Annotated in this window: 20 protein-coding genes and 2 pseudogenes; 15 read left to right on the forward strand and 7 right to left on the reverse strand. The window is 65.3% G+C overall.

From position 1 onward, the window contains the following. Positions 1 to 65: 65 nt before the first annotated feature. The gene (locus VUG52_RS14740; RefSeq protein ID WP_050705361.1) at positions 66 to 1,094 is read right to left on the reverse strand and encodes a methionine synthase; all 1,029 of its coding nucleotides are present in this window, start codon (positions 1,092 to 1,094) and stop codon (positions 66 to 68) included. A gap of 27 nt (positions 1,095 to 1,121) precedes the next feature. Next, a complete protein-coding gene (locus tag VUG52_RS14745) occupies positions 1,122 to 2,105 on the reverse strand; it encodes a DUF1852 domain-containing protein (protein WP_050705360.1) in 984 nt (327 codons plus the stop codon). A gap of 348 nt (positions 2,106 to 2,453) precedes the next feature. On the opposite strand from VUG52_RS14745, the gene chrA reads away from it, so the two are divergent. Further along, the gene (gene chrA, locus VUG52_RS14750) at positions 2,454 to 3,824 is read left to right on the forward strand and encodes a chromate efflux transporter (RefSeq protein WP_050705359.1); all 1,371 of its coding nucleotides are present in this window, start codon (positions 2,454 to 2,456) and stop codon (positions 3,822 to 3,824) included. A gap of 73 nt (positions 3,825 to 3,897) precedes the next feature. Here chrA and VUG52_RS14755 read toward each other — a convergent pair whose 3' ends face one another. Further along, positions 3,898 to 5,799: a potassium transporter Kup gene (locus VUG52_RS14755; protein WP_050705358.1), complete on the reverse strand. Its 1,902-nt coding sequence runs from the start codon at positions 5,797 to 5,799 to the stop codon at positions 3,898 to 3,900. 291 nt (positions 5,800 to 6,090) lie between these two features. Between VUG52_RS14755 and VUG52_RS14760 the strand changes: the two genes are divergently transcribed. From VUG52_RS14760 to VUG52_RS14775, 4 genes and pseudogenes are all read left to right on the forward strand, one after another. Further along, the gene (locus tag VUG52_RS14760) at positions 6,091 to 6,624 is read left to right on the forward strand and encodes a DUF3455 domain-containing protein (RefSeq protein ID WP_050705357.1); all 534 of its coding nucleotides are present in this window, start codon (positions 6,091 to 6,093) and stop codon (positions 6,622 to 6,624) included. Between the two features lie 100 nt (positions 6,625 to 6,724). Beyond that, positions 6,725 to 7,015 (forward strand): annotated as a pseudogene (locus VUG52_RS14765) (sigma-70 family RNA polymerase sigma factor); the annotation flags it as partial. Positions 7,016 to 7,017: 2 nt separating this feature from the next. Next, positions 7,018 to 7,431, forward strand: a pseudogene (locus VUG52_RS14770) (anti-sigma factor domain-containing protein); the annotation flags it as partial. A gap of 239 nt (positions 7,432 to 7,670) precedes the next feature. After that, complete coding sequence (locus tag VUG52_RS14775) at positions 7,671 to 8,600, forward strand: malate dehydrogenase (RefSeq protein WP_050705356.1); 930 nt, start codon at positions 7,671 to 7,673, stop codon at positions 8,598 to 8,600. 7 nt (positions 8,601 to 8,607) lie between these two features. On the opposite strand, the gene VUG52_RS14780 is transcribed toward VUG52_RS14775, so the two are convergent. Further along, positions 8,608 to 9,495, reverse strand: a complete 888-nt coding sequence (locus tag VUG52_RS14780; RefSeq protein ID WP_050705355.1) for a MerR family transcriptional regulator — start codon at positions 9,493 to 9,495, stop codon at positions 8,608 to 8,610. A 153-nt stretch (positions 9,496 to 9,648) separates the two neighbouring features. Between VUG52_RS14780 and VUG52_RS14785 the strand changes: the two genes are divergently transcribed. The 8 genes from VUG52_RS14785 (at position 9,649) to VUG52_RS14820 (ending at position 15,668) form a co-directional block, all read left to right on the forward strand. Further along, a complete protein-coding gene (locus VUG52_RS14785; protein WP_050705354.1) occupies positions 9,649 to 10,095 on the forward strand; it encodes a PAS domain-containing protein in 447 nt (148 codons plus the stop codon). A gap of 105 nt (positions 10,096 to 10,200) precedes the next feature. Then, the gene (locus tag VUG52_RS14790; RefSeq protein ID WP_050705353.1) at positions 10,201 to 10,623 is read left to right on the forward strand and encodes a nuclear transport factor 2 family protein; all 423 of its coding nucleotides are present in this window, start codon (positions 10,201 to 10,203) and stop codon (positions 10,621 to 10,623) included. Beyond that, a complete protein-coding gene (locus VUG52_RS14795; RefSeq protein WP_050705352.1) occupies positions 10,620 to 11,372 on the forward strand; it encodes an SDR family NAD(P)-dependent oxidoreductase in 753 nt (250 codons plus the stop codon). Before VUG52_RS14790 ends, VUG52_RS14795 begins: the two co-directional genes overlap by 4 nt. Positions 11,373 to 11,378: 6 nt before the next feature. Continuing rightward, positions 11,379 to 12,626, forward strand: coding sequence for an NAD(P)/FAD-dependent oxidoreductase (locus tag VUG52_RS14800; RefSeq protein ID WP_050705351.1), 1,248 nt, complete (start codon positions 11,379 to 11,381; stop codon positions 12,624 to 12,626). After that, entirely contained in the window at positions 12,623 to 13,432 is an 810-nt protein-coding gene (locus tag VUG52_RS14805; protein WP_050705350.1) for a DUF1365 domain-containing protein, read from the forward strand. Before VUG52_RS14800 ends, VUG52_RS14805 begins: the two co-directional genes overlap by 4 nt. Beyond that, positions 13,407 to 14,666: an SAM-dependent methyltransferase gene (locus VUG52_RS14810; RefSeq protein WP_050705349.1), complete on the forward strand. Its 1,260-nt coding sequence runs from the start codon at positions 13,407 to 13,409 to the stop codon at positions 14,664 to 14,666. The genes VUG52_RS14805 and VUG52_RS14810 overlap by 26 nt, the downstream gene beginning before the upstream one ends. A 3-nt stretch (positions 14,667 to 14,669) precedes the next feature. Beyond that, a complete protein-coding gene (locus VUG52_RS14815; protein ID WP_050705348.1) occupies positions 14,670 to 15,158 on the forward strand; it encodes a DUF2878 domain-containing protein in 489 nt (162 codons plus the stop codon). A 102-nt stretch (positions 15,159 to 15,260) separates the two neighbouring features. Continuing rightward, positions 15,261 to 15,668, forward strand: coding sequence for an ACT domain-containing protein (locus VUG52_RS14820; protein ID WP_050705347.1), 408 nt, complete (start codon positions 15,261 to 15,263; stop codon positions 15,666 to 15,668). A gap of 103 nt (positions 15,669 to 15,771) precedes the next feature. Here VUG52_RS14820 and VUG52_RS14825 read toward each other — a convergent pair whose 3' ends face one another. From VUG52_RS14825 to VUG52_RS14835, 3 genes are all read right to left on the reverse strand, one after another. Beyond that, positions 15,772 to 17,154: an aspartate aminotransferase family protein gene (locus VUG52_RS14825; RefSeq protein WP_050705346.1), complete on the reverse strand. Its 1,383-nt coding sequence runs from the start codon at positions 17,152 to 17,154 to the stop codon at positions 15,772 to 15,774. A 22-nt stretch (positions 17,155 to 17,176) separates the two neighbouring features. Next, positions 17,177 to 18,667 (reverse strand): aldehyde dehydrogenase, encoded by a 1,491-nt coding sequence (locus tag VUG52_RS14830; RefSeq protein WP_050705345.1) that lies wholly within the window; start codon positions 18,665 to 18,667, stop codon positions 17,177 to 17,179. A gap of 68 nt (positions 18,668 to 18,735) precedes the next feature. Next, on the reverse strand, positions 18,736 to 19,584 hold the full coding sequence (locus VUG52_RS14835; protein WP_050705344.1) for a helix-turn-helix transcriptional regulator: 849 nt from the start codon (positions 19,582 to 19,584) through the stop codon (positions 18,736 to 18,738). A gap of 406 nt (positions 19,585 to 19,990) precedes the next feature. Between VUG52_RS14835 and VUG52_RS14840 the strand changes: the two genes are divergently transcribed. Together VUG52_RS14840 and VUG52_RS14845 are read left to right on the forward strand one after the other, a co-directional pair. Next, positions 19,991 to 21,061 (forward strand): enoyl-CoA hydratase/isomerase family protein, encoded by a 1,071-nt coding sequence (locus VUG52_RS14840; RefSeq protein ID WP_050705343.1) that lies wholly within the window; start codon positions 19,991 to 19,993, stop codon positions 21,059 to 21,061. A 16-nt stretch (positions 21,062 to 21,077) separates the two neighbouring features. After that, on the forward strand, positions 21,078 to 22,229 hold the full coding sequence (locus VUG52_RS14845; RefSeq protein WP_050705342.1) for an acyl-CoA dehydrogenase family protein: 1,152 nt from the start codon (positions 21,078 to 21,080) through the stop codon (positions 22,227 to 22,229). Positions 22,230 to 22,329 lie beyond the last annotated feature (100 nt).

The raw sequence follows: 22,329 nt of genomic DNA on the forward strand, positions 1-22,329 counted from the left end.
GCGACCCGTCAGCAATAGGAAAGGGCCGAAGCTGCGCGCCCCGCCCTTCCACCTCGCGCTCAGCCTTACTTCGCGAGCTCTCGTCGCACGATCTCTGCACCTGCGCTCAACGCATTCAACTTGCCGCGTGCCACGGCACGCGGCAACGGCGCCATGCCGCAGTTGGTGCACGGGTAGAGCTTGTCGGCATCCACGAACTGAAGCGCTTTACGCAGGGTATTGGCCACTTCCTCCGGGGTTTCGATGGCGTGGTTGGCCACGTCGATGGCCCCAACCATCACCTTCTTGCCGCGGATCAGATCGATCAGGTCCATCGGAACGTGGGAGTTGTGGCACTCCAGCGAGACGATATCGATCTTGGATTTCTGCAGTTTGGGGAACGCCTCCTCATACTGGCGCCACTCCGAACCCAGGGTCTTCTTCCAGTCGGTATTGGCCTTGATGCCATAGCCATAGCAGATGTGCACGGCCGTTTCGCACTTGAGCCCTTCGATGGCCCGCTCCAGGGTGGCAACGCCCCAGTCGTTCACCTCGTCGAAGAACACGTTGAAGGCGGGTTCGTCGAATTGGATGATGTCAACGCCGGCAGCCTCGAGCTCGCGGGCTTCCTCGTTGAGGATCTTGGCGAATTCCCAGGCCAGCTTTTCGCGGCTTTTGTAGTGCGCGTCATACAGCGTATCGATCATCGTCATGGGGCCTGGCAGCGCCCATTTGATCGGCTGCGAGGTTTGCTGACGCAGGAACTTGGCGTCCTCCACGAACACCGGCTTCTGACGAGCCACGGCGCCCACGACCGTCGGAACGCTCGCGTCGTAGCGGTCACGAATGCGGACGGTTTCACGCTTCTCGAAGTCGACGCCGTCGAGGTGCTCGATGAACGTGGTGACGAAATGCTGACGGGTCTGCTCACCGTCGCTGACGATGTCGATACCGGCGACTTGTTGTTCGTGCAACGACAGACGCAGCGCGTCCTGCATGCCCTCGGTCAGCGCCTCGTCTTGCAGCCTCCAGGGCGACCAGAGGGTTTCCGGCTGCGCCAGCCAGGAAGGTTTGGGCAGGCTGCCGGCAGTCGAAGTGGGGAGTAGTTTTTTCATGACGCAAGGCCTTGTGTATTCGATCGATCAAACAGCGTAATGAGCGGACCACTGCTGCAGCACAGCGTGGTACGGCTTGATGAATTGTTCTTCTGCATACTTGCCTTGCTCAATGGCCAGACGGCTGCGCTCTTCGCGGTCGTAGACAATTCGAGTCAACGAGTAGTCCTGGTGCTTCAGGCTTGGCTGATAGGATTTACCTGCTGCGGAGTTCGCGTTGTAGATCTCGGGGCGGTAGATCTTCTGGAAGGTGTCCATCGTGCTGATGGTGCTGATGAGTTCCAGATTGGTGTAATCGCCCAACAGGTCGCCGGCAAAGTAGAACGCCAACGGCGCGACACTGTTCGGCGGCATGAAGTAGCGCACCTTCAGGCCCATCTTGGCGAAGTACTCATCGGTCAATGAGTACTCATCCTGCTGGTACTCATACCCCAGGACCGGGTGCTGATTTTCAGTACGCTGGTAGGTCTTGCTGCTCGAAACGCTCAGGCAGATGACCGGCAGTTTGTTGAAGTGCTCCTTGAAAACGCTCGAGTTCACGAAGCACTTGAACAGTTTCCCGTGCAGCTCGCCAAACGCTTCCGGCGTGCTGAAGCCGGATTGCCCTTTGTTGTGGTCCAGCAACAGCACGCTGAAGTCATAGTCCCGTACGTAAGAGGAGAAATTGTTCCCGACAATGCCTTCGATGCGCTCGTTGGTCTGGTGATCGACAATGCTGGTTTTCAGGATCTCGATCAGCGGCAAGGCATCGCCTGCTTGCTCACCCGCGATCTTCATCTCGACGGAAACGATATCGAGCTCTACCGAATAACGGTCACCCTTGGGGTTGTCCCAATGCGCCAGGGCATTGAAACGATTGTCGATCATCGCCAGCGTGTTGCGCAGGTTCTGCTGGCGGCTCGCGCCCCTGGCCAGGTTGGCAAAGTTGGTGGTGATGCGCGTGTTGTCCGCAGGCAGATAGTCTTCGTCGAAACGAATACTTTTAATGGCGAACGTAAAGGTTTTATTCATTGTGACCCGGCACCCTGATTCCCGAAGTAGATCCTGAAAAGTCTTCCTGCTTGCCCGGCTTCGAAGGAAAAATTCAATGGGGGGATTGTCAGTAAACGACCATAATGAGACAAACTCATTTTTTTTGAGTCGATCTTTAATATTCCTCATGATCGATCTAAGGCACGTGCGCACGATCCACGCCCTGCGCGATACCGATAGCCCGCACGACGCCGCTGCCTGCGCTGGAACGCGGCCTCGGAAAACGCGTATGCTCGCGGGCTTGAGAGAATGACGATCAACTGAAAACGGTAGCCGAGGGCATTTGCGATGGCCTGCTGACGGCTTTCGCAAGTGAGGAAGCTCAAAATGGTTGATACTCCCTCCGCTGTGAACACACAGCCACCTTCGCCAGCCACCCGGCAGCCGGTCAGTTTGTTTGAAGCCTTCCTGTTCTGGCTCAAGTTGGGATTCATCAGCTTCGGCGGGCCCGCCGGGCAGATTTCGATCATGCATCAGGAGCTGGTCGAGCGCCGGCGCTGGATCAGCGAGAAGCGGTTCTTGCATGCGCTGAATTACTGCATGTTGCTGCCCGGCCCTGAGGCTCAGCAGCTCGCCACCTACATCGGCTGGCTCATGCACCGCTCCTGGGGCGGGGTGATTGCCGGCGTGTTGTTCGTGTTGCCCTCACTGTTCATCCTGATCGGTTTGTCCTGGGTCTATATCGCCTTCGGTGAGGTCCCGGTAGTCGCAGGGATCTTCTACGGCATCAAGCCGGCAGTCACGGCGATCGTCGTCCATGCAGCCCACCGGATCGGTTCGCGCGCGTTGAAGAATGGCTGGTTGTGGGCCATGGCCGGCGCCTCGTTCGTTGCCATCTTCGCCCTCAACATGCCGTTCCCGCTGATCGTGCTGATGGCCGCGATCATCGGTTATGTGGGAGGCCGCTTTGCCCCAGGCCAGTTCGTGATCGGGCGCGGGCACGACGCCGCAAAGAGCAGCCATGGCCCGGCACTGATAGATGACGACACGCCGGCTCCCGAGCATGCACAATTCAGTTGGGGCCAGCTGTTGCGCCTGTTGCTGGTCGGTGCCGCGCTCTGGGTCCTGCCCATGGGGCTGCTGACGCTGTCGTTTGGTTGGAGTGCAACCCTGACGCAGATGGGCTGGTTCTTCACCAAGGCCGCACTGCTGACCTTTGGTGGTGCTTATGCGGTGCTGCCCTATGTCTACCAGGGCGCTGTCGGGCACTACGGCTGGCTGACGCCGACCCAGATGATCGATGGCCTCGCCTTGGGGGAAACCACGCCGGGACCACTGATCATGGTGGTCGCCTTTGTCGGTTTCGTGGGGGGCTACGTGCATCCCATGTTCGGTACCGAGCACCCGTTTCTTGCCGGTGCGGTCGCGGCGAGCCTGGTCACCTGGTTCACGTTCCTGCCATCGTTCCTCTTCATCCTCGCCGGTGGCCCGTTGGTGGAGTCGACGCACAACGAGATGAAGTTCACCGCACCGCTGACCGGCATCACAGCAGCGGTCGTGGGAGTGATCCTCAACCTGGCCCTGTTCTTTGGCTACCACGTGCTGTGGCCAAAGGGCTTCAGCGGGGCATTCGACTGGCCCTCAGCGGTGATCGCGTTTGCTGCGGCAGTCGCCTTGTTCCGCTTCAAGCGAGGCGTGATTCAGGTGCTGTTTGCCTGCGCCGTGGCCGGGCTGGCTGTCCATCTGCTGCGGGCTTGATTCCTGCTATCGCTCGGGAGGAGGCGCTCGCCCCCTCACAGTCATCGTGGACCACCGCCCCCCCTGAGCCCCCTCACATCTCGACCTGGGTCCCCAGCTCGATCACCCGGTTCAGTGGCAGCTTGAAGTATCGCAAGTTGCTGTTGGCGTTCTTCAGCAAGAAGGCGAACAGGTGCTCGCGCCACTTGGCCATGCCGATCCGTTTGGTCGGTACCACGGTTTCCCGGCTCAGGAAGAAGGTGGTGCGCATGGGGCTGAAGTCCAGCTCCGCCGTGCTGCTGTGGCTGAGCGCCAGGGGCACGTCAGGCTCCTCCATGAAGCCGAAGTGCAGGTTGACCCTGAAGAAGCCCTGGCCAAATGCCTCGACCTCGAAGCGCTTGTCCTCCGTCACCCGCGGCGAATCCTCCGACACCACCGTCAGCAGCACCACCTGCTCGTGCAGCACCTGGTTATGCAGCAGGTTGTGCAACAGCGCGTGGGGCACCGCATCGGAGCGGGCGGTGAGGAACACCGCCGTGCCCTGCACGCGATGGGGCGGCTGCGCCTGCACGCTGGCGATGAACAAGGGCAGCGGCAAGGCGGTTTCATCCAGGCGCTCGACGATGATGCTGCGCCCGCGCTTCCAGGTGGTCATCAGCACGAACAGCGCCAGGCCGGCGATCACCGGGAAGGCGCCGCCCTGCAGGATCTTCGGCGCGTTGGCGGCGAAGTACAGGCCGTCCACCAGCAAAAAGCCCAGCAGCAAGGGGATGGCCAGCCAGCGCGGGGTCTTCCATAGCAACAGCACCACCGCCGAGGCGAGCAGCGTGGTGATCAGCATGGTGCCGGTTACCGCGACGCCGTAGGCCGCCGCCAGGGCGCTGGACGACTCGAAGCCGACCACCAGCAGCACCACGCCGACCATCAGCGCCCAGTTGACCATGCCGATGTAGATCTGCCCCTGCTCTTCGCTGGAGGTGTGCTGGATGAACATGCGCGGCACATAGCCCAGCTGGATGGCCTGGCGGGTCAGCGAGAAGGCGCCGGAGATCACCGCCTGCGAGGCAATGATGGTGGCCAGGGTGGCCAGCGCGACCATGGGCAGCAGCGCCCACTCCGGAGCCAGTAGGTAGAACGGGTTGCGCACCGCCGCCGGGTTGTTGAGGATCAGCGCGCCCTGGCCGAAATAGTTCAACACCAGACCCGGCAACACCAGGATGAACCACGCGCGGGAAATCGGCTTGCGACCGAAGTGTCCCATGTCGGCGTAGAGCGCCTCGGCACCGGTCAAGGCCAGTACCACGGCGCCCAAAATCGCCACGCCGATGCCCGGATGGGCGACGAAGAAGTGCGCCGCCCAGGACGGGTTCAGCGCCTGCAGCACCTCGGGCCGCTGCATGATGCCATGGATGCCGAGCGCTCCCAGCACCACGAACCACAGCACCATCACCGGCCCGAACAGGATGCCGATGCGCGCGGTGCCGTGCTTCTGGATGATGAACAGCCCGACCAGCACCACCACTGCCAACGGCACGACCCAATGCTCGATGCCGTCGATGCCCAACTGCAGACCCTCCACCGCCGACAGCACGGAGATGGCCGGGGTGATCATGCTGTCACCGTAGAACAGCGCCGCGCCGAACAGCCCCAGCAGCACCAGCACCTTGCTCAGCTGCGGATAAGGACGTGCCGCCCGCCTGGCCAGGGCGGTAAGGGCCATGATCCCGCCCTCCCCCTGGTTGCTGGCGCGCAGGATGAACAGGACGTACTTCACCGAAACCACCCAGATCAACGACCAGAACACCAAAGACAGGATGCCCAGCACCCCTTCGAGGTTGGCCTGCACGCCGAAATGGCCGGAGAACACCTCCTTGAGCGTATATAAGGGGCTGGTGCCGATGTCGCCATAGACGACCCCGACGGCGGCGACCAGCAGGCCGACGCCCGCGCTCTTGTTGGCGTGGGACGGGTTTTCAACGATTGCGGATTGGCTCACAGGTAACGTCTCGTCAGTATTGCGTAAACACTGAATGCGGGCAGGCAGGCGGGGGACAGAAAAAGCCGCGCCAGTATCTTCTCAACCTGCAAAGGCCGGCATAAAGAAAGCGTAAAAAAACGCCATTGCCCGATGAGCGCTCGACATCGGAGGAAGAGCGCTGGCCACCTTGCGCGCTGTCGGCCAAGGCTCTCTTTTTTCGTCTGGGTGCATCCAGATCGCGTCCTTGTGGGTACTCACCTCAGGGCAACACCTGAATGCCCTGCCAAGTCCCCACCAGGAGATCGCTCGATGAACATCGCACACGTTTCGTTCCTGCCCGCCTGCGGCCTCGCCCTGGCCATGCTGCTGCCGACCGCCCACGCCCAGACCGGGGTCCCCGATGCCGTCAAGGTGCCGGACGGCCACAAGGTAGCGCTGGAAACCGTCGGTGTCGGCGAGATCACCTACGAATGCCGCGACAAGCCCGATGCCCCTGGCCAAACCGAATGGACCTTCGTCGGCCCGAAGGCCGTGCTCAAGGACCGGACCGGCAAGGCCGTGGGCGACTACTTCGGCCCGCCCGCCACCTGGCAGGCCAAGGACGGCTCGAAGATCACCGGCACGCAGCTGGCCATTGCCCCGGCGGCCAAGGGTGACCTGCCGTACCAGCTGGTCAAGGCCAATCCCGCCGAGGGCAACGGCGCCATGAGCGGCGTCAGCTTCGTCCAGCGCCTGGCCACCCGTGGCGGTGTCGCCCCGCAGACCGCCTGCACGGCGCAGAACAAGGGCGAGAAGCAGATCGTCAAGTACCAGGCCGACTACATCTTCTGGGCCGCCAACTGAGGGCCTGTGCGCAAGGCGCGCCAGCACCCTTGAACTACGCTCATCGACAGTCCCCGGCCGACCGGCCGGGGCTCCCGATAGCATGAGGATCGGCCCGACCTTGAACCTGCCCACGACACCATTCGACTACGAGCGCTGCCTCCAGGCCTGTGCCAGGGGCGATCGCGGCGCCCTGCAGGCGCTTTACGACCAGGAGGGTGCCCGGCTGCTCGGCGTGGCCCGGCGCATAGCCCGCGACCACGCCACCGCCGAGGACATCGTCCATGACGCCTTCATCCGCATCTGGACCCGCGCGGACAGCTTCGATCCGGCACGTGGTTCGGCGCGTGGCTGGGTGTACAGCCTGACCCGACACCTGGCGTTGAACTTCGTGCGCGATACCCGCCGTGAAGGCAAGGGTTGGCTGGTGCCGGCATGGCGGCCAGCCTGTTGCTGGGTCTTGCACTGCTGACGGTTCAGTCGCCTGCCACCACCTATATGGTCGTGCTGGTGGCACCCGCCACCCAGGCACCTGGCTGGGTAGTCCAGGCCCGTGGCCCTGACAACGTCCAGCTGATTCCCTTGGGCAAATCCGAGGTCCCGGGAGATAAGGTCCTGCAGTTCTGGACCAAGGGTGAACAATGGCCAGCACCCATCTCGCTCGGGCTGATCAAGCCCGGGGAGCAGGTCACCGTGCCGCTGGAGCGCCTGCCTGCGGTTGAGCCCAACCAGTTGTTCGAGCTGACCCTGGAGAATGTGGGTGGCTCTGCCAGCGGACTTCCGACCGGGCCTGTGCAGTTCATCGGGCGGGCGGTCAAAGTGCTCTGAGGACCAGGCCAAGGTGTTGAGAATTGCCAGGGCTGCTTTGCAGCCCTTTCGCGGCACGAGGCCGCTCCTACAGGGGCACGCGGTCGCCTGTAGGAGCGGCCTTGTGCCGCGAAAGGGTCGCAAAGCGACCCCGGCCAATCTTGAGTTCCACCTGCGGGTAGCCTTTTCGCCCGGGCGGTCAATACTTCCCTGTACAGGCGAGCGTGTCACTGATGACGCAAGCCGCGAGGAGGTGCGAGATGAACAAACTATCAATCGTGGGTGCCGGTATCGTCGGTGAGGCAGCGGCCCAGGTCATCGCCCGGGAGGCCCTCTGCCGTGAACTGGCGCTGATCGACGTCCAGGGCGAGCTGGCGCAGGGCAAGGCACTGGATGTCTGGCAGGCGGCGGTGGAGTCAGGCTCTGATACCAAGGTGCACGGCGGGTCGGATGCCCAATTGCTGCGGGGTTCCGACCTGGTGGTGATCACCGCGGGCGTGCCGCGCAAGCCTGGCCAGTCGCGCCAGGATGTCCTGGCCACCAACCTGCCGATACTCGACGGCATCATGCGCGATGTGAAACAGCATGCGCCGAGCGCGACGGTGCTGGTGGTGTCGAACCCGGTCGATGTGCTCACCTACCGGGCCTGGAGCCTCAGTGGCCTGGGCCGCGACAAGGTATTCGGCCAGGCGGGGGTGCTGGATACCGCGCGCATGAAGTGTTTCATCGCCGAGCAGACCGGGTTTTCGGCACGGGATATCACGGCGCTGGTCCTGGGCGGGCACGGCGACAGCATGGTGCCGTTGATGCGTTATTGCACGGTCGGTGCGGTGCCGCTGGCGCACTTGCTGTCCAGTGAGCAGATCGAGCAGATCGTTGAGCGTACCCGTAAAGGTGGCGGCGAGATCCTTGCCCTGAAGAAGGTCGGCAGCGCCTGCGATGCACCGGGCGTGGCGATCGCGCAGATGGTGGATGCGATTGCCAACGGCCGCAACCGCATCCTGCCGGCGGTCGCGATACTCGAGGGCGAGTACGGACGCACGGATATCGCCATGGGTGTTCCCTGCGTGCTTTCCGACGAAGGCATCACGAAGGTGATCGAACTGCCGCTGGATGCGCAGGAACAGGCGATGTTCGACCGCTCCGCAGATCAGGTGGCGCGGGATATTGCGGAGATGAAAGCGCTGTAGGTAGCCGTCACAGGTCCAGGGCGCCCCTGAGCAGAGCATCGAGCATGCCGGGCGCCTGCGGGTCAAGCTCATCCAGCAGACACATCGGAATCCCCTGCAACACCTCCTGCGAAGCGCCCAACCCCTCCCCCACCAAGGCCAGCGGACAAGGAATCTCCATCTGCAACGAACGCAGCCGTTTCGCCAAGGCCGCGCTTACCGGCCCCTGCACCGCGACCACCAGCACCGCGGGTTGGATTGCTCCGCACACCAGCGCCAGCTCCTCAAGCGGCTGGCCACAGCCCAGCACTTCAACGCGTTGCCGTCGATCGCTCAGCAGCAGGCCGGCACACAGCAACTGCAGGTCGGCCAGGCCCTCGGCGCCGGCCAGCAGCACCCGTGGCGCATCGGCCTGGTTCATGTGCAGGCGCAGTAGCAGACGGGCGCGCAGGAAGGTATCCAGGAACAGCCACTGGCTGCGCTCGCCGAAAGCCTCGCCCTCGGCCAGTTCACGCCACACCGGCATGAACACCTCATGCATCACCGCGGCCTTGGGTAGCAGCGTGAACAGCTGTCCATGAATACCTTCCAGCGCCTGCGCGTCGAACGCCTTGGTGGCCCGGACAACGGCCTGGCGCCAGTCGTGGAAGGCATCGTCCTGCGCGGGGGGCGCTTCGGGCTGGCCGGCGAGCAACCCGCCGACCTTGCTGATGGGCACGCCGTTGCCGGTCCAACGCAGAATGTCGCGAATGCGCTGGACATCCCTGGCCGTGTACAGCCGGTGCCCGCCTTCGGTGCGCTGTGGGCTGATCAGGCCATGGCGGCGCTCCCAGGCCCGCAATGTCACGGGGTTGATGCCGGTCAGGCTGACCACGTCGCGCATGGGCAGCAAGTCGAAGGAAGGGGTGTCGGTCATGGCCAGGGTTCGAATGGATGTGAGCACATTCTAAACCCATGGGCACCTGTTGCGGCGAGCCTGCTTGGGTCATCATGGTCGGCAAACGCGCCCGAGGCTCTCGCACGGTAGCTACGCTGCGCATTTGCATCCACGTTCCGACAGGTGAGCTCCATGATCAACGCGAAACTCCTGCAACTGATGGTCGAACAGTCCAACGATGGCATCGTCGTCGCCGAGCAGGAGGGCAACGACAGCATTCTCATCTACGTAAACCCCGCTTTCGAACGGCTCACCGGCTACGCCACGGACGACATCCTCTACCAGGACTGCCGCTTTCTCCAGGGCACCGACCATGATCAGCCGGGCGTCGCCGCCATCGGCCAGGCGATCCGCGCAGGCCATCCCTGCCGCCAGGTGCTGCGCAACTACCGCAAGGATGGCAGCCCGTTCTGGAACGAGCTGTCGATCACGCCGGTACGCAACGAAGCCGACCAGCTGACCTATTACATCGGTATCCAGCGCGATGTCACGGCCCAGGTGGCCGCCGAGGAGAAAGTGCGCGAACTGGAAGCGGAGGTCGCGCGCTTGCGCGAGGCGCTGGCGGCAGCCGGACGCTGACGACAAAAGCTGTACAAGAAGATTGTGTTTGTACAATTTTAGTCCTAGGCTTCAGTCATAACTGTACAACTCGCCATCGTTGTACAGGATTGCCCGGAGCCGCGCATGTCAGACTACCTGCAGCAGTTTGCCGAATACTTCGCCCGCCTGCACCGGGGCAATCTGGACTCGCTGGAAAACCTGTACAGCGAAGATGTCAGCTTTCGCGACCCGCTGCACCGGATCGAGGGCCTGCCGGCCCTGAAGGCGTACTTCGCCCAGCTCTACGCCAACGCCCACGACATCCGCTATGCCTTCACCGGCGCCGACGAGGTCCGGCCCGGGCAGGGTTACCTGCGCTGGACCCTGCACTTTCGCCATCCACGCCTGTCCGGTGGCCGGCCCATCAGCCTGCAGGGCTGCAGCCATCTGCAATGGCAGCAGCGGGTGCAGGTTCACCAGGATTATTTCGACGCCGGTGCCCTGCTCTATGAACATATCCCGGTCATGGGCGGCGCCATCCGCTGGCTCAAGGGTAGACTGGCATGAGCCGCTACTGGCTGACCGGTGCCAGCAGCGGCATCGGCGCCGCACTGGCCGGGCAGCTGCTGGAACAGGGGCACCAGGTGGCCTTGGGAGGCCGCTGTGCCGAGCGCCTGGAGCCCCTGCTCGAACGCTTTCCCGGGCAGGCGCTGGCGGCCCTTGGCGATATCGACGACCGCGAGCGGTTGGCGTTGATCGCCGGGGAACTGCAGCAGGCCTGGGGCGCGCTGGACGGGGTCATCCTCAACGCCGGGACCTGCGAATACCTGGAGCCGGGTCGGTTCGACCCTGACTTGGTCGAGCGCGTGGTGCGCACCAACCTGCTGGGCCTGTGTCATTGCCTGGCCGTCGCCCTGCCCTTGCTGCGCCGTGGCGAACGCCCGCATGTCGTGGTGATGGGCAGTTCGGTGGCCTGGCTCGCCCTGCCCCGGGCTGGCGCCTATGGCGCGTCCAAGTCCGCCGTGCGCTACCTGGTCGAATCGCTGCGCATCGACCTGGCCAATGAAGGCATCGATGTCACCCTGGTCAGCCCCGGCTTCGTCGACACGCCCCTGACCCGGCGCAACGATTTCCCCATGCCCCAGCGCTGGACAGCGCAACGCGCCGCCCGCCATATCGCCCGACGCCTGCCCGGGCGGCCACTGGAAATCAACTTCCCCGCCGCGTTCACCCTGGCCCTGCGCCTGCTCGGCGCGCTGCCGCCGCGTTGGCGCCTGGCGCTGGGTCGACGCCTGGCTAGACGGCCACAGGAATAGCCCGCCATGCGTATCGCGATCATAGGCAGCGGCATCGCCGGCCTGACCTGCGCCCACCTGCTGTCGCGCCGCCACGAAGTCACGGTGTTCGAGGCCGACGACTGGATCGGCGGCCACACCCATACCGTCGAAGTGCCCTGGCACGGCGAACGCCACGCGGTGGATACCGGCTTCATCGTGTTCAACGACTGGACCTACCCGAACTTCATCCGCCTGCTCGACCAGCTCGGGGTCGCCTCGCGTCCGACCCAGATGAGCTTCTCGGTGCATGACCCGGACAGTGGCCTCGAATACAACGGCCACAACCTCGACACCCTGTTCGCGCAACGGCGCAACCTCGTGTCGCCGGGGTTCTGGGGCATGCTGCGCGACATCCTGCGTTTCAACCGCCAGGCCCTGGCCGACCTGGACGACGGGCGCATCGATCCGTCCACCACCCTGGGCGGCTACCTCCAGGCACAGGGCTATGGCCGGCGCTTCGTCGAGCACTACATCGTGCCGATGGGCTCGGCGATCTGGTCGATGTCACGGACGGACATGCTCGGTTTTCCCCTGCAGTTCTTCGTGCGTTTCTGTCGCAACCATGGGCTGCTGTCGGTGAACCGGCGGCCGCAGTGGCGGGTCGTCGAGGGTGGTTCGCGCAGCTATGTCGCACCGCTGTGCCGGCCGTTCGCCGAGCGCATTCGCCTGGCGTGCAAGGTCGACCGGGTGAGCCGCGACGACGGCGGCGTCACCCTGTACGGCAAAGCCGGTAGCGAGCGCTTCGACAACGTGGTGTTCGCCTGCCACAGCGACCAGGCCCTATCCCTGCTGGAAGCACCCAGCGCCCAGGAGCGCGCGGTGCTCGGGGCCATCACCTACGCCAGCAACGATGTGCTGCTGCACACCGACACCCGCCTGCTGCCGCGCCGGCGCAAGGCCTGGGCCAGCTGGAACTACCGCCTGGGCGGTCCCGAACAGGCCCCGGCCGCGTTGACCTACAACATGAACATCCTGCAGGGCATCCAGGCCCCGGTGACCTTCTGCGTCAGCCTCAACCAGACCGCGCAGGTGGACCCGGCGCAGATCATCGCCCGCTACCAGTACGCCCACCCCCAGTACAGCCTCGGCGCCTGCGCCGCGCAGGCCCGCCAGGCCGAGCTGCAGGGCCAGCGCCACAGCTACTACTGCGGTGCCTACTGGGGCAACGGCTTTCACGAGGACGGCGTGGTCAGTGCGCTCAAGGTCGCCGAGCACTTCGGAGAGCAATTGTGAACAGCAGCCTGTGCCCGGGCTGGGTCAGCCATCGGCGCCTGGGGCCCCGGCCGCATGCCTTCCGCTACCGAATCGGCATGTTCTACCTGGACCTCGACGAGCAGGCCCGGCTGCTGGGCCTGTCGCGCTGGGTGGGGCGCTGGCGGCTGGCGCCCCTGAGCTGGCGCGAGACCGACTACCTGCCGGCGCTGACCGGCAAGGGCGAGCCGCTGGCCCAGGCCGCCCGCCGGCTGGTCGCCCAGGCCACCGGCCAGGTTCCCGAAGGCCCGGTGCGCCTGCTGACCCAGCTGCGCAGCTGGGGGCTGTCGTTCAACCCGGTGAGCCTGTACTTCTGCCATGACCGCGACGAGCAACTGACGGCGATTCTGCTGGAAGTGCGCAACACGCCGTGGCGCGAGCGTTTTCACTATGTGCTCCCGGTGCGGGACGGTCTTGGCCAGCCATTCATCATGGCCAAGGCCTTCCACGTGTCGCCGTTCCTGCCAATGGCCATGGACTACCACCTGCGTTTCCATCTGGATGCGCAGCGGATTCACGTGCACATGGAGAACTGGCGAGACGACCAGAAGGTCTTCGAAGCCGACCTCGCCTTGCGCCGCAAGCCCCTGGACAGCGCCGCGCTGTATCGCTACCTGCTGTCCTTCCCCTGGATGAGCCTGCGCACCGTTTCAGCCATCTACTGGCAAGCCCTGCGCCTGTTGCTCAAGCGCACTCCCGTCCACGACCACACCGCCAGCCAGGGCACCCTGGTGCTCGGCCATCGCCAAGAGGAGCCCGACCATGTCGAACCCCACCCTGAGCGTTAGCAAATCCGCAGGCCTCACACCGCTGTTGGGTGGGCTGGCCCGCAGCGCGGTGCTGGCGCAACTGGGCAAGCTGCGCCACGGCCACCTGCGGCTGTGCGAGCGGGGACGGCAATGGAACTTCGGCGACACCGACAGCCCGTTGCAGGCCGAAGTGGAAATTCTTGAGGGTGCCGCCTGGAACCTGGTGGCCGGCAATGGCTCGATCGGTGCCGGCGAAGCCTACATCCACGGCTACTGGCACAGCCCGGACCTGGCGGCCGTGACCCGGCTGTTCGTGGCCAACCTGGAGGTACTGGACGCTCTGGAAGGTGGTCTGGCGCGCCTGGGCCGCCCCTTGCTGCGCCTGCTGCATCGCCTGAACCGCAACAACCGGCGCGGCGCCAAACGCAATATCCTGGCCCACTACGACCTGGGCAACGTCCTGTTCGAACACCTGCTCGACCCGACCATGATGTACTCGGCGGCCCGGTTCGAGCACCCCGAGCAACCCCTGGAGCACGCCCAGCTGAACAAGCTGGAGCAGATCTGCCACAAGCTCGAACTGGGTGCGCAGGATCACCTGCTGGAGATCGGCAGCGGCTGGGGCAGCCTGGCGATCCACGCCGCGACCCGACACGGCTGCCGGGTCACCACCACGACGCTCTCCGAGGCCCAGTACGCCTTCACCCTCCAGCGCGTCCAGGCATTGGGGTTGGAACACCGTGTGACGGTGTTGCGCCAGGACTATCGCGACCTGCAGGGCCGCTTCGACAAGCTGGTGTCTATCGAGATGATCGAAGCCGTCGGCCACCGCTACCTGCCCGTGTACTTTCGCCAGTGCGCCACACTGCTCAAGCCTGACGGGCTGATGCTCCTGCAGGCCATCACCATCCGCGACCAGCGCTATGCCCAGGCCCGTCGCTCGGTGGACTTCATCCAGCGCTACATCTTCCCCGGCGGCGCCCTGCCGTCGCTGAGCGTGCTGCTCGACACCGCCAGCCGCCAGACAGGGCTGAACCTCGTGCACCTGGAGGACTTCGGCCTGGACTACGCCCGCACCCTGCGCCATTGGCGCGACAACCTGCGCCAGGCACGTGGTGTGCTGGCGGCGCTGGGTTACGACGAAATGTTCCAGCGCCTGTGGGAGTACTACCTGTGCTACTGCCAGGGCGGCTTCGAGGAACGCGCCATCGGCGTCGCCCAGTTGCTATGGGCAGCTCCCCTGGCACGCCGCGCTCCATTGCCCGGGCACTGACCCATGCGCCGTGGCTGGCTGATCGCCAATGTCCTGTGGCTGCAGGCCGGCTGGTGGCTGTGCGTGCTCGGCGCGCGATGGCCCGGGTTGCTGCTGGTGGTGCCGCCGGTCATGGCGGTGCATGTATACCTGTGCCGGGATCGCCCTGGCGAGGCTTGGGCGCTACTGCGCGTGACGCTGGCCGGCTGCCTGGTGGACAGCCTGTTGGGCGCGATTGGCTTGTTTACTTTCGACAGCCATCCGCTACCCCTGTGGCTGGCGATGCTTTGGCTGGTGCTGGCCAGCGGCCTGCGCCATAGCCTGGCCTGGGCCGGCCAGCCGTTCTCGCGTGGGGCGGTGCTGGGGGCTTTGGGCGGACCGCTGGCCTATCTGGCCGGTGCCCGGTTGGCGCAAGTCGACCTGCCGCTGGGAGCGGTCACCACCGCCCTGCTGCTGGCGCCGATCTGGGCGCTGCTGCTGCCCTCGCTGGTGCGCCTGGCCGCGTGGCGCTGAGCGAAGCCATCGATTGTCCTAATGCCCTGCGTGCAATGCTAATTTCAATCGTCCCCGGTGAACGCTCTAGACTGCCGGCTCACCACTCCAGGAGCCCACACGATGCATGGCGAAACCTCGATTGAAAAACTCCTCCAGTCCATGAGCCCCCTGCTCAATGAGGGCGAGTATGTCTTTGCCACAGTCACCGACACCTCACAGCTGCAGGACCTGAACATTGTCGGCAGTTTCAGGGAGCGCGAAGGCTGGACGGTCATCCTGGAGCGAAAGGTCGCGGACGCGATGCAGCTACCCTACACCTACGTGTGCGCCTGGATCACCCTGACCGTCCACTCTTCACTCGAGGCCGTGGGCCTGACTGCAGCGTTCGCCACCGCGCTGGGCAAGGCAGGCATCAGCTGCAATGTGGTGGCGGCGTATTACCATGACCACATCTTTGTCGGCGTGGACGATGCCCAGAGCGCCATGGCGGTGTTGAAGGCGCTGTCAGACAACGCTGGAAACCCATAAGTCAGGTTCACCGCGCGGCTGTTCATCCAGGGTTAAGAATATATCGCGGGGCAAGCCCGCTCCCACGCGATTCGTGGGAGCGGGCTTGCCCCGCGATGGGGCCTCAACGCTTTGCCACCATCCCCGCCACCCGATCCACCGCGATCCGGGTCTTCTCCACCAGCTCATCCAGCTCGCCACGACTGGCCACCAGCGCCGGCGCCATGATCATCCGACCCAGGGTGGAGCGAATGATCACCCCCTCTTCAAAGCCGAACGTGCGGCACTGCCAGGCCAGGTCGTTCTCGTTGGCGAAACGCTTGCGCGTGGCCTTGTCCTCGACGAACTGCAGCGCCGCCACCAGCCCGGCGCCCTGCACCTCGCCGATCAGTGGATGATCAGCGAACACCTCGCGCAGGATGCGCTGCAGGTACGGCCCGGTGTCGTCCTTGACCTGGCGCACGATGCCTTCGTCGCGCAGGGCCTTGAGGTTGGCCACCGCCACCGCCGCCGCCACCGGATGGCCGGAATAGGTCAGGCCGTGGGCGAACACCCCGCCCCGCTCCACCAGCGCCTCGGCGATGCGCTTGCTCAGCACCAGGCCGCCCATGGGCACGTAGCCGCTGGTCAGGCCCTTGGCGATGGACAGGGTGTCGGGCTCGAAACCGAAGTGCTGGTGGGCGAACCATTCGCCGGTGCGGCCGAAGCCACCGATCACCTCGTCGGCGCACAGCAGCACATCGTACTGGCGGCAGATGCGCTGGATTTCCGGCCAGTAGCTCTCGGGCGGGAAGATCATGCCGCCGGCGCCCTGGAACGGCTCGGCGATGAAGCCGGCGACGTTTTCGGCGCCCAGCTCGAGGATCTTCTCCTCCAGTTGCAGGGCGCAGCGGCGGCCGAACTCGGCCGGGGTCAGCTCGCCACCTGCGGCGAACCAATACGGTTCGTCGATATGCGCCACGTCCGGGATCAGCCCGCCCATCTCGTGCATGAACTTCATCCCGCCCAGCGCCGTGGCCGCCAGGGTCGAGCCGTGGTAGCCGTTCCAGCGGCCGATCATGATCTTCTTGCGCGGCTGGCCGACCACCTGCCAGTAGCGGCGCACGGTGCGGATCAGCACCTCGTTGGCCTCGGAGCCGGAGTTGGTGTAGATGGCGTGGCTGTAGTGACCCGGCAACAGGCTGAACAGCAGCTCGGACAGTTCGATCACCGCCGGGTGGGTGGTGTGGAAGAACATGTTGTAGTAGGCCAGCTGGTCCATCTGCGCGGCGGCGGCGGCAGTCAGGTCCTTGCGGCCATAGCCGAGCTGGGTGCACCACAGGCCGGACATGCCGTCCAGGTAGCGGCGGCCGTCGTTATCCCACAGGTACAGGCCCTCACCCCGGGTGATGACCCGTGGCCCCTCGGCGTTGAGCGCCTTCTGGTCGAGGAAGGCGTGGATGTGGTGGGCGGCGTCGCTGGCCTGGTAGTCGTGGGTGTCGCGTTTGGGCGAGAAAGGTGCGTTCATTATTGTTCTCCTCGGGTGAATGTCAGCGCAGCTGGATCCAGGTGGTCTTGAGCTGGGTGTACTTGTCGAACGAATGCAGCGAGAGGTCGCGGCCAAAGCCCGACTGGCGCCCGCCGCCGAACGGCACGGTGACGTCCAGGGCGTCGACGGTGTTGACCGACACCGTGCCGGCCTTCAGCCGCCGGGCTACGCGGTGGGCGCGGTTGAGGTCGTCGCTCCAGACCGAGGCGGCCAGGCCGTAGACGCTGTCGTTGGCCAGGGCGATGGCTTGCTCCTCGTCATCGAAGGCGCTGACCGCCAGTACCGGGCCGAAGATCTCCTCGCGGGCCAGGGCCATGTCCTGGCGCACATCGGTGAAGATCGTCGGCGTGATGAAGTTCTGCGAGCCGTTGACGCTCAGCCGCTCACCGCCGCACAGCAGGCGCGCGCCGTCGGCCCGGCCCTGGGCGATGGCCGCCTCGATGCGCGTGGTCTGCCCGGCATCGACGATGGCACCGGCGCGGCTGGCCGGATCCAGCGGGTCGCCCGGCAGCCATTCACGGGCCTGGCGCAGCAGGCGCTCGACGAACTCGTCATGGACCGAGCGCTGCACATACAGCCGCGAGTTGGCCGAGCACACCTCGCCCTGGTTGAAGAAGATGCCGAACGCCGCCTTCTGCGCCGCCAGGTCGAGGTCGCGGCAGTCGTCGAACACCAGGTTCGGGCTCTTGCCGCCGCATTCGAGCCAGACCTGCTTGAGGTTGGACTGCGCCGAGTACTGCATGAAGTACTTGCCCACCTGGGTGGAGCCGGTGAACACCAGGCAGTCCACGTCCGGGTGCAGCCCCAGGGCGCGGCCCGCGGTTTCACCCAGGCCAGGCACCACGTTGAGCACGCCTTCCGGCAGCCCGGCCTGCAATGCCAGCTCCGCCAGGCGCAGGGCCGAGAACGGCGACTGCTCGGCAGGCTTGAGCACCACGCTGTTGCCTGCGGCCAGCGCCGGGGCGACCTTCCAGGCGGCCATGTCCAGCGGGAAGTTCCACGGCACCACCGCGCCGATGACGCCCAACGCCTCGCGGCTGATCATTGCCACGGCGCTGGCGGCGGTCGGCGCGACCTGGTCGTAGAGTTTGTCCAGTGCCTCGCCGTACCAGGCGAACACATGAGCGGCGCCCGGCACGTCGATGTTGTAGGCGTCCATCACCGGCTTGCCCATGTTCAGCGAGTCGAGCAACGCCAGTTCCTCGCGGTGGGCCAGCATCAGTTCGGCCAGGCGCAGCAGCACACGCTTGCGCTCGGCCGGCGCCATACGTGCCCAAGGGCCGTGCTCGAAGGCCCGGCGGGCAGCGCGCACCGCCTGGTCGATCTCGTCGTCGGCGCAGGCGGCGACCTGGGCCAGGCAGCGGTCGGTTGCCGGGTTGACGGCGGCGAAGGTGGCGCCATCACGGGCCGCCACCGGGCGGCCGTCGATCAACGCGGTGGTGATGAAGCTTTGCCGTGCAGCGCGCTGCTGCCAATCGCTTTTCGTATGCACGCAGGTCTCCCCTCCGGCCACACGCGGGGCCGGTGATTGTCGTTGTCTGGATGAGGTGAAACGGTGGTTCAGCGCCGTCGCAGATAGCTTTCCAGCGGGTCCTTGCTCAGGCCTTCCTGGGCCTGGGCCAGCGAGGCGATGAACAGCGAGAACAGCTCGGCCTGGGTGGCGATGTCGAGCTTGGCGTAGAGGTTCTTGCGATGGGTCTTGACGGTGTCTTCGCTGATCCCCAGGCGCTCGGCCAGCGAGCGCGTGGAATGGCCGCGCAGCAGGTACTGGGCGATATGGCATTCACGCTCGGTGAGCAAGGAGGAGCCGAAATTGTTCAGCGCGGCGTTGATCTGCCGCCCCAGCGCGCTCTCGAAGCGCCCGCCCAGGGCCTCGGCATGCAACTGCCCCCAGTGCCGGCGCACCACCGCCACCACCCAGGCGGCGACGCACTTGAGCTCGGCCACCTGGCGGCTGCCCAGGCGCCGGGTACTACCCAGGGCCACGGCGATGGACAGCTGGGCGTCCAGCGGCACCAGGTAGTTGAGCTCGTCCTCCAGGTGGGCATGCTGGTAGAACGAGGTGTAGTACTCGCTGCGCTTGAAATGGTCGGGCGCGACATCGCTCAGGCGGTAGCAGCCGGCGGGCATGCCGTCCATGCAGGCGCGGTAGAACGGGCACAGCAGGTAGTAGCCTTCGAGGTACTTCTGCACGTTGCCTTCGGGCAGCCAGGGCCCCTCGTCGTCCTTTGCGAACAGTGCCGAAGGCAGGCCCTTGCGTGGGTACAGGAACACCGTGATGGCCTGGCATGGCGCCAGCTGGTTGAGGGCGGCGAACAACGCCTCGACGAAGCCGGGCGTGCCGATGGCGTCGACCACGCGGGCCATCTGCGCGTACCAGTCGGGCGAATTCAGCTGGGCGTTGCTCATTGGTATTGTCCCCGCCAGGGTGAGTGCTGGACGGGATTGTTTCATGGGGGGGACGGGGCGGCTATCACCCTTCGGGGTGAGCAGCCAGTCTCAATTGCTGCACGCCCCCTGTAGGAGCGGCCTTGTGCCGCGAAAGGGCCGCGCAGCGGCCCCGGCGATCTACGCATCAGTATTGAAATCCTGGGGCCGCTGCGCGGCCCTTTCGCGGCACAAGGCCGCTCCTACAGGGGGCGTGGAATTGCTACAGTGCTGCATCAGACTTGGAATGCGCATGGCGACAAAAATGCAGGGTAGCCCTGCAGATTTGCCAATTGTGCAGGGTAATTTTGCATGACAGGATCAATCGATCCGCCCGCGCATTCCAGGACTTCACTTGGAAAATCAATAACAAAGCAGGGAGACCGCGATGACCGCGCACGCTCAACCCTCGGCAACGGATAAAGTACTGGCCGAGGTCCGCAACCACATTGGCCACCTCACCCTCAACCGCCCCGCCGGCCTCAACGCCCTGACCCTGGACATGGTGCGCAGCCTGCAGCACCACCTCGACCTGTGGGCCCAGAATCCGCAGGTGCACGCCGTGATGCTGCGTGGCGAGGGCCCCAAGGGCTTCTGCGCCGGTGGCGATATCCGCTCGCTGCACGACAGCTACAAGGCCGGCGAGAAACTCCACGAGGACTTCTTCGTCGAGGAATACGCCCTGGACCTGTGCATCCACCGCTACCGCAAGCCGGTGCTGGTGCTGATGGATGGCTTCACCCTCGGCGGCGGCATGGGCCTGGCCCAGGGCTGCGACCTGCGCATCGTCACCGAACGCAGCCGCCTGGGCATGCCCGAGGTAGGCATCGGTTACTTCCCGGATGTCGGCGGCAGCTACTTCCTGCCCCGGGTACCGGGCGAGCTGGGTATCTACCTGGGCGTCAGCGGCAGCCAGGTCAAGGCGGCCGATGCCCTCTACTGCGGCCTGGCCGACTGGTACGTCGACAGTGAAAAGCTCGCGGCCCTGGATGACGGGCTCGACCGCCTGACCTTCGGCGCCAACCCGCTCAAGGACCTGCAAGGCTTGCTCGCCAAGCTCGGCACCCAGACCTTGGCGGACGCGCCGCTGGCGACACTGCGCCCGGTGATCGACCACTTCTTCGCCCTGCCCGACTTGCAAAGCATCATCGAGCAACTGCGCGCCGTGACCATCGGCGACAGCCGTCAATGGGCGCTGGACACCGCCGACCTGCTGGAAACCCGCTCGCCGTTGGCCATGGCCGTCACCCTGGAGCTGCTGCGCCGCGGCCGCCACCTGGCCCTGGAAGACTGCTTCGCCATGGAACTGCACATCGACCGCCAGTGGTTCGCCCACGGCGACATCATCGAAGGCGTGCGCGCCCTGATCGTCGACAAGGACAAGCAACCCCGCTGGAACCCGCCGACCCTCGCCGGCCTCACTGCCCAGCGGGTCGACCAATTCTTCGAAGGCCTGTGAGCCCGGGAGTACACAGATGCAAGACCTGGAACTGAGCGAAGAGCAGATCATGATCCGCGACATGGCCCGCGATTTCGCCCGCGGCGAGATCGCGCCCCATGCCCAGGCCTGGGAAAAGGCCGGCTGGATCGACGATGACGTGGTACGCAAGATGGGCGAACTGGGCCTGCTCGGCATGGTCGCCCCGGAGCAGTTCGGCGGCAGCTACACCGACTACGTCGCCTACGCCCTGGCGGTGGAGGAAATTTCCGCCGCCGATGGCGCCACCGGGGCGATGATGAGCATTCACAACTCGGTGGGCTGCGGCCCGCTGCTGGCCTACGGCACCCCCGAGCAGCAGCAGGCCTGGCTGCCGCGGCTGGCCAGCGGCGAGGCGATCGGCTGCTTCTGCCTGACCGAGCCCCAGGCCGGCTCCGAGGCCCACAACCTGCGTACCCGCGCCGAGCTGGTCGATGGCCAGTGGGTAATCAACGGCGCCAAGCAGTTCGTCAGCAACGCCCGCCGCGCCAAGCTGGCCATCGTCTTTGCCGTGACCGACCCGGAACTGGGCAAGAAAGGCCTCTCGGCCTTCCTGGTGCCGACCGACAACCCAGGCTTCAAGGTCGACCGCAGCGAGCACAAGATGGGTATCCGCGCCTCCGACACCTGCGCGGTGACCCTGGACGACTGCCGCATCCCGGCCGCCAACCTGCTGGGCGAGCGCGGCAAGGGCCTGGCCATCGCCCTGTCCAACCTCGAAGGCGGGCGCATCGGCATCGCCGCCCAGGCCCTGGGCATCGCCCGCGCGGCGTTCGAGGCGGCGCTGACCTACTCCCGCGAGCGCATCCAGTTCGGCAAGCCGATCAACGAGCACCAGAGCATCGCCAACCTGCTGGCCGACATGCAGGTGCAGGTCAACGCTGCTCGCCTGCTGATCCTGCATGCCGCGCGCCTGCGCAGCGCCGGCAAGCCTTGCCTGTCGGAGGCCTCCCAGGCCAAGCTGTTCGCCTCGGAGATGGCCGAGCGGGTCTGCTCGATGGCGATCCAGGTGCATGGCGGGTACGGCTACCTGGAAGACTACCCGGTGGAGAAGTACTATCGCGATGCGCGCATTACCCAGATCTACGAGGGTTCCAGCGAGATCCAGCGCATGCTGATTGCGCGTGAGTTGAAGCATTACACGGTGTGAGGCGAGGCATAAGGTTCTGTAGGAGCGGCCTTGTGCCGCGAAAGGGCTGCGCAGCAGCCCCAATCCAGGCATGACGCTGAAATTGCCGGGGCCGCTGCGC

The organism is Pseudomonas sp. LH21 (genome assembly GCF_036549575.1).
Classification (GTDB): domain Bacteria; phylum Pseudomonadota; class Gammaproteobacteria; order Pseudomonadales; family Pseudomonadaceae; genus Aquipseudomonas; species Aquipseudomonas peradeniyensis.

Coding starts and splice junctions, on each gene's coding strand:
- VUG52_RS14810 (WP_050705349.1), top strand. CDS start 13,407: ATGTCGAACCCCACCCTGAGCGTTAGCAAATCCGCAGGCCTCACACCG.
- VUG52_RS14760 (WP_050705357.1), top strand. CDS start 6,091: ATGAACATCGCACACGTTTCGTTCCTGCCCGCCTGCGGCCTCGCCCTG.
- VUG52_RS14840 (WP_050705343.1), top strand. CDS start 19,991: ATGACCGCGCACGCTCAACCCTCGGCAACGGATAAAGTACTGGCCGAG.
- VUG52_RS14780 (WP_050705355.1), bottom strand. CDS start 9,495: ATGACCGACACCCCTTCCTTCGACTTGCTGCCCATGCGCGACGTGGTC.
- VUG52_RS14785 (WP_050705354.1), top strand. CDS start 9,649: ATGATCAACGCGAAACTCCTGCAACTGATGGTCGAACAGTCCAACGAT.
- VUG52_RS14800 (WP_050705351.1), top strand. CDS start 11,379: ATGCGTATCGCGATCATAGGCAGCGGCATCGCCGGCCTGACCTGCGCC.
- VUG52_RS14795 (WP_050705352.1), top strand. CDS start 10,620: ATGAGCCGCTACTGGCTGACCGGTGCCAGCAGCGGCATCGGCGCCGCA.
- VUG52_RS14825 (WP_050705346.1), bottom strand. CDS start 17,154: ATGAACGCACCTTTCTCGCCCAAACGCGACACCCACGACTACCAGGCC.
- VUG52_RS14790 (WP_050705353.1), top strand. CDS start 10,201: ATGTCAGACTACCTGCAGCAGTTTGCCGAATACTTCGCCCGCCTGCAC.
- VUG52_RS14820 (WP_050705347.1), top strand. CDS start 15,261: ATGCATGGCGAAACCTCGATTGAAAAACTCCTCCAGTCCATGAGCCCC.
- VUG52_RS14740 (WP_050705361.1), bottom strand. CDS start 1,094: ATGAAAAAACTACTCCCCACTTCGACTGCCGGCAGCCTGCCCAAACCT.
- chrA (WP_050705359.1), top strand. CDS start 2,454: ATGGTTGATACTCCCTCCGCTGTGAACACACAGCCACCTTCGCCAGCC.
- VUG52_RS14745 (WP_050705360.1), bottom strand. CDS start 2,105: ATGAATAAAACCTTTACGTTCGCCATTAAAAGTATTCGTTTCGACGAA.
- VUG52_RS14775 (WP_050705356.1), top strand. CDS start 7,671: ATGAACAAACTATCAATCGTGGGTGCCGGTATCGTCGGTGAGGCAGCG.
- VUG52_RS14835 (WP_050705344.1), bottom strand. CDS start 19,584: ATGAGCAACGCCCAGCTGAATTCGCCCGACTGGTACGCGCAGATGGCC.
- VUG52_RS14845 (WP_050705342.1), top strand. CDS start 21,078: ATGCAAGACCTGGAACTGAGCGAAGAGCAGATCATGATCCGCGACATG.
- VUG52_RS14815 (WP_050705348.1), top strand. CDS start 14,670: ATGCGCCGTGGCTGGCTGATCGCCAATGTCCTGTGGCTGCAGGCCGGC.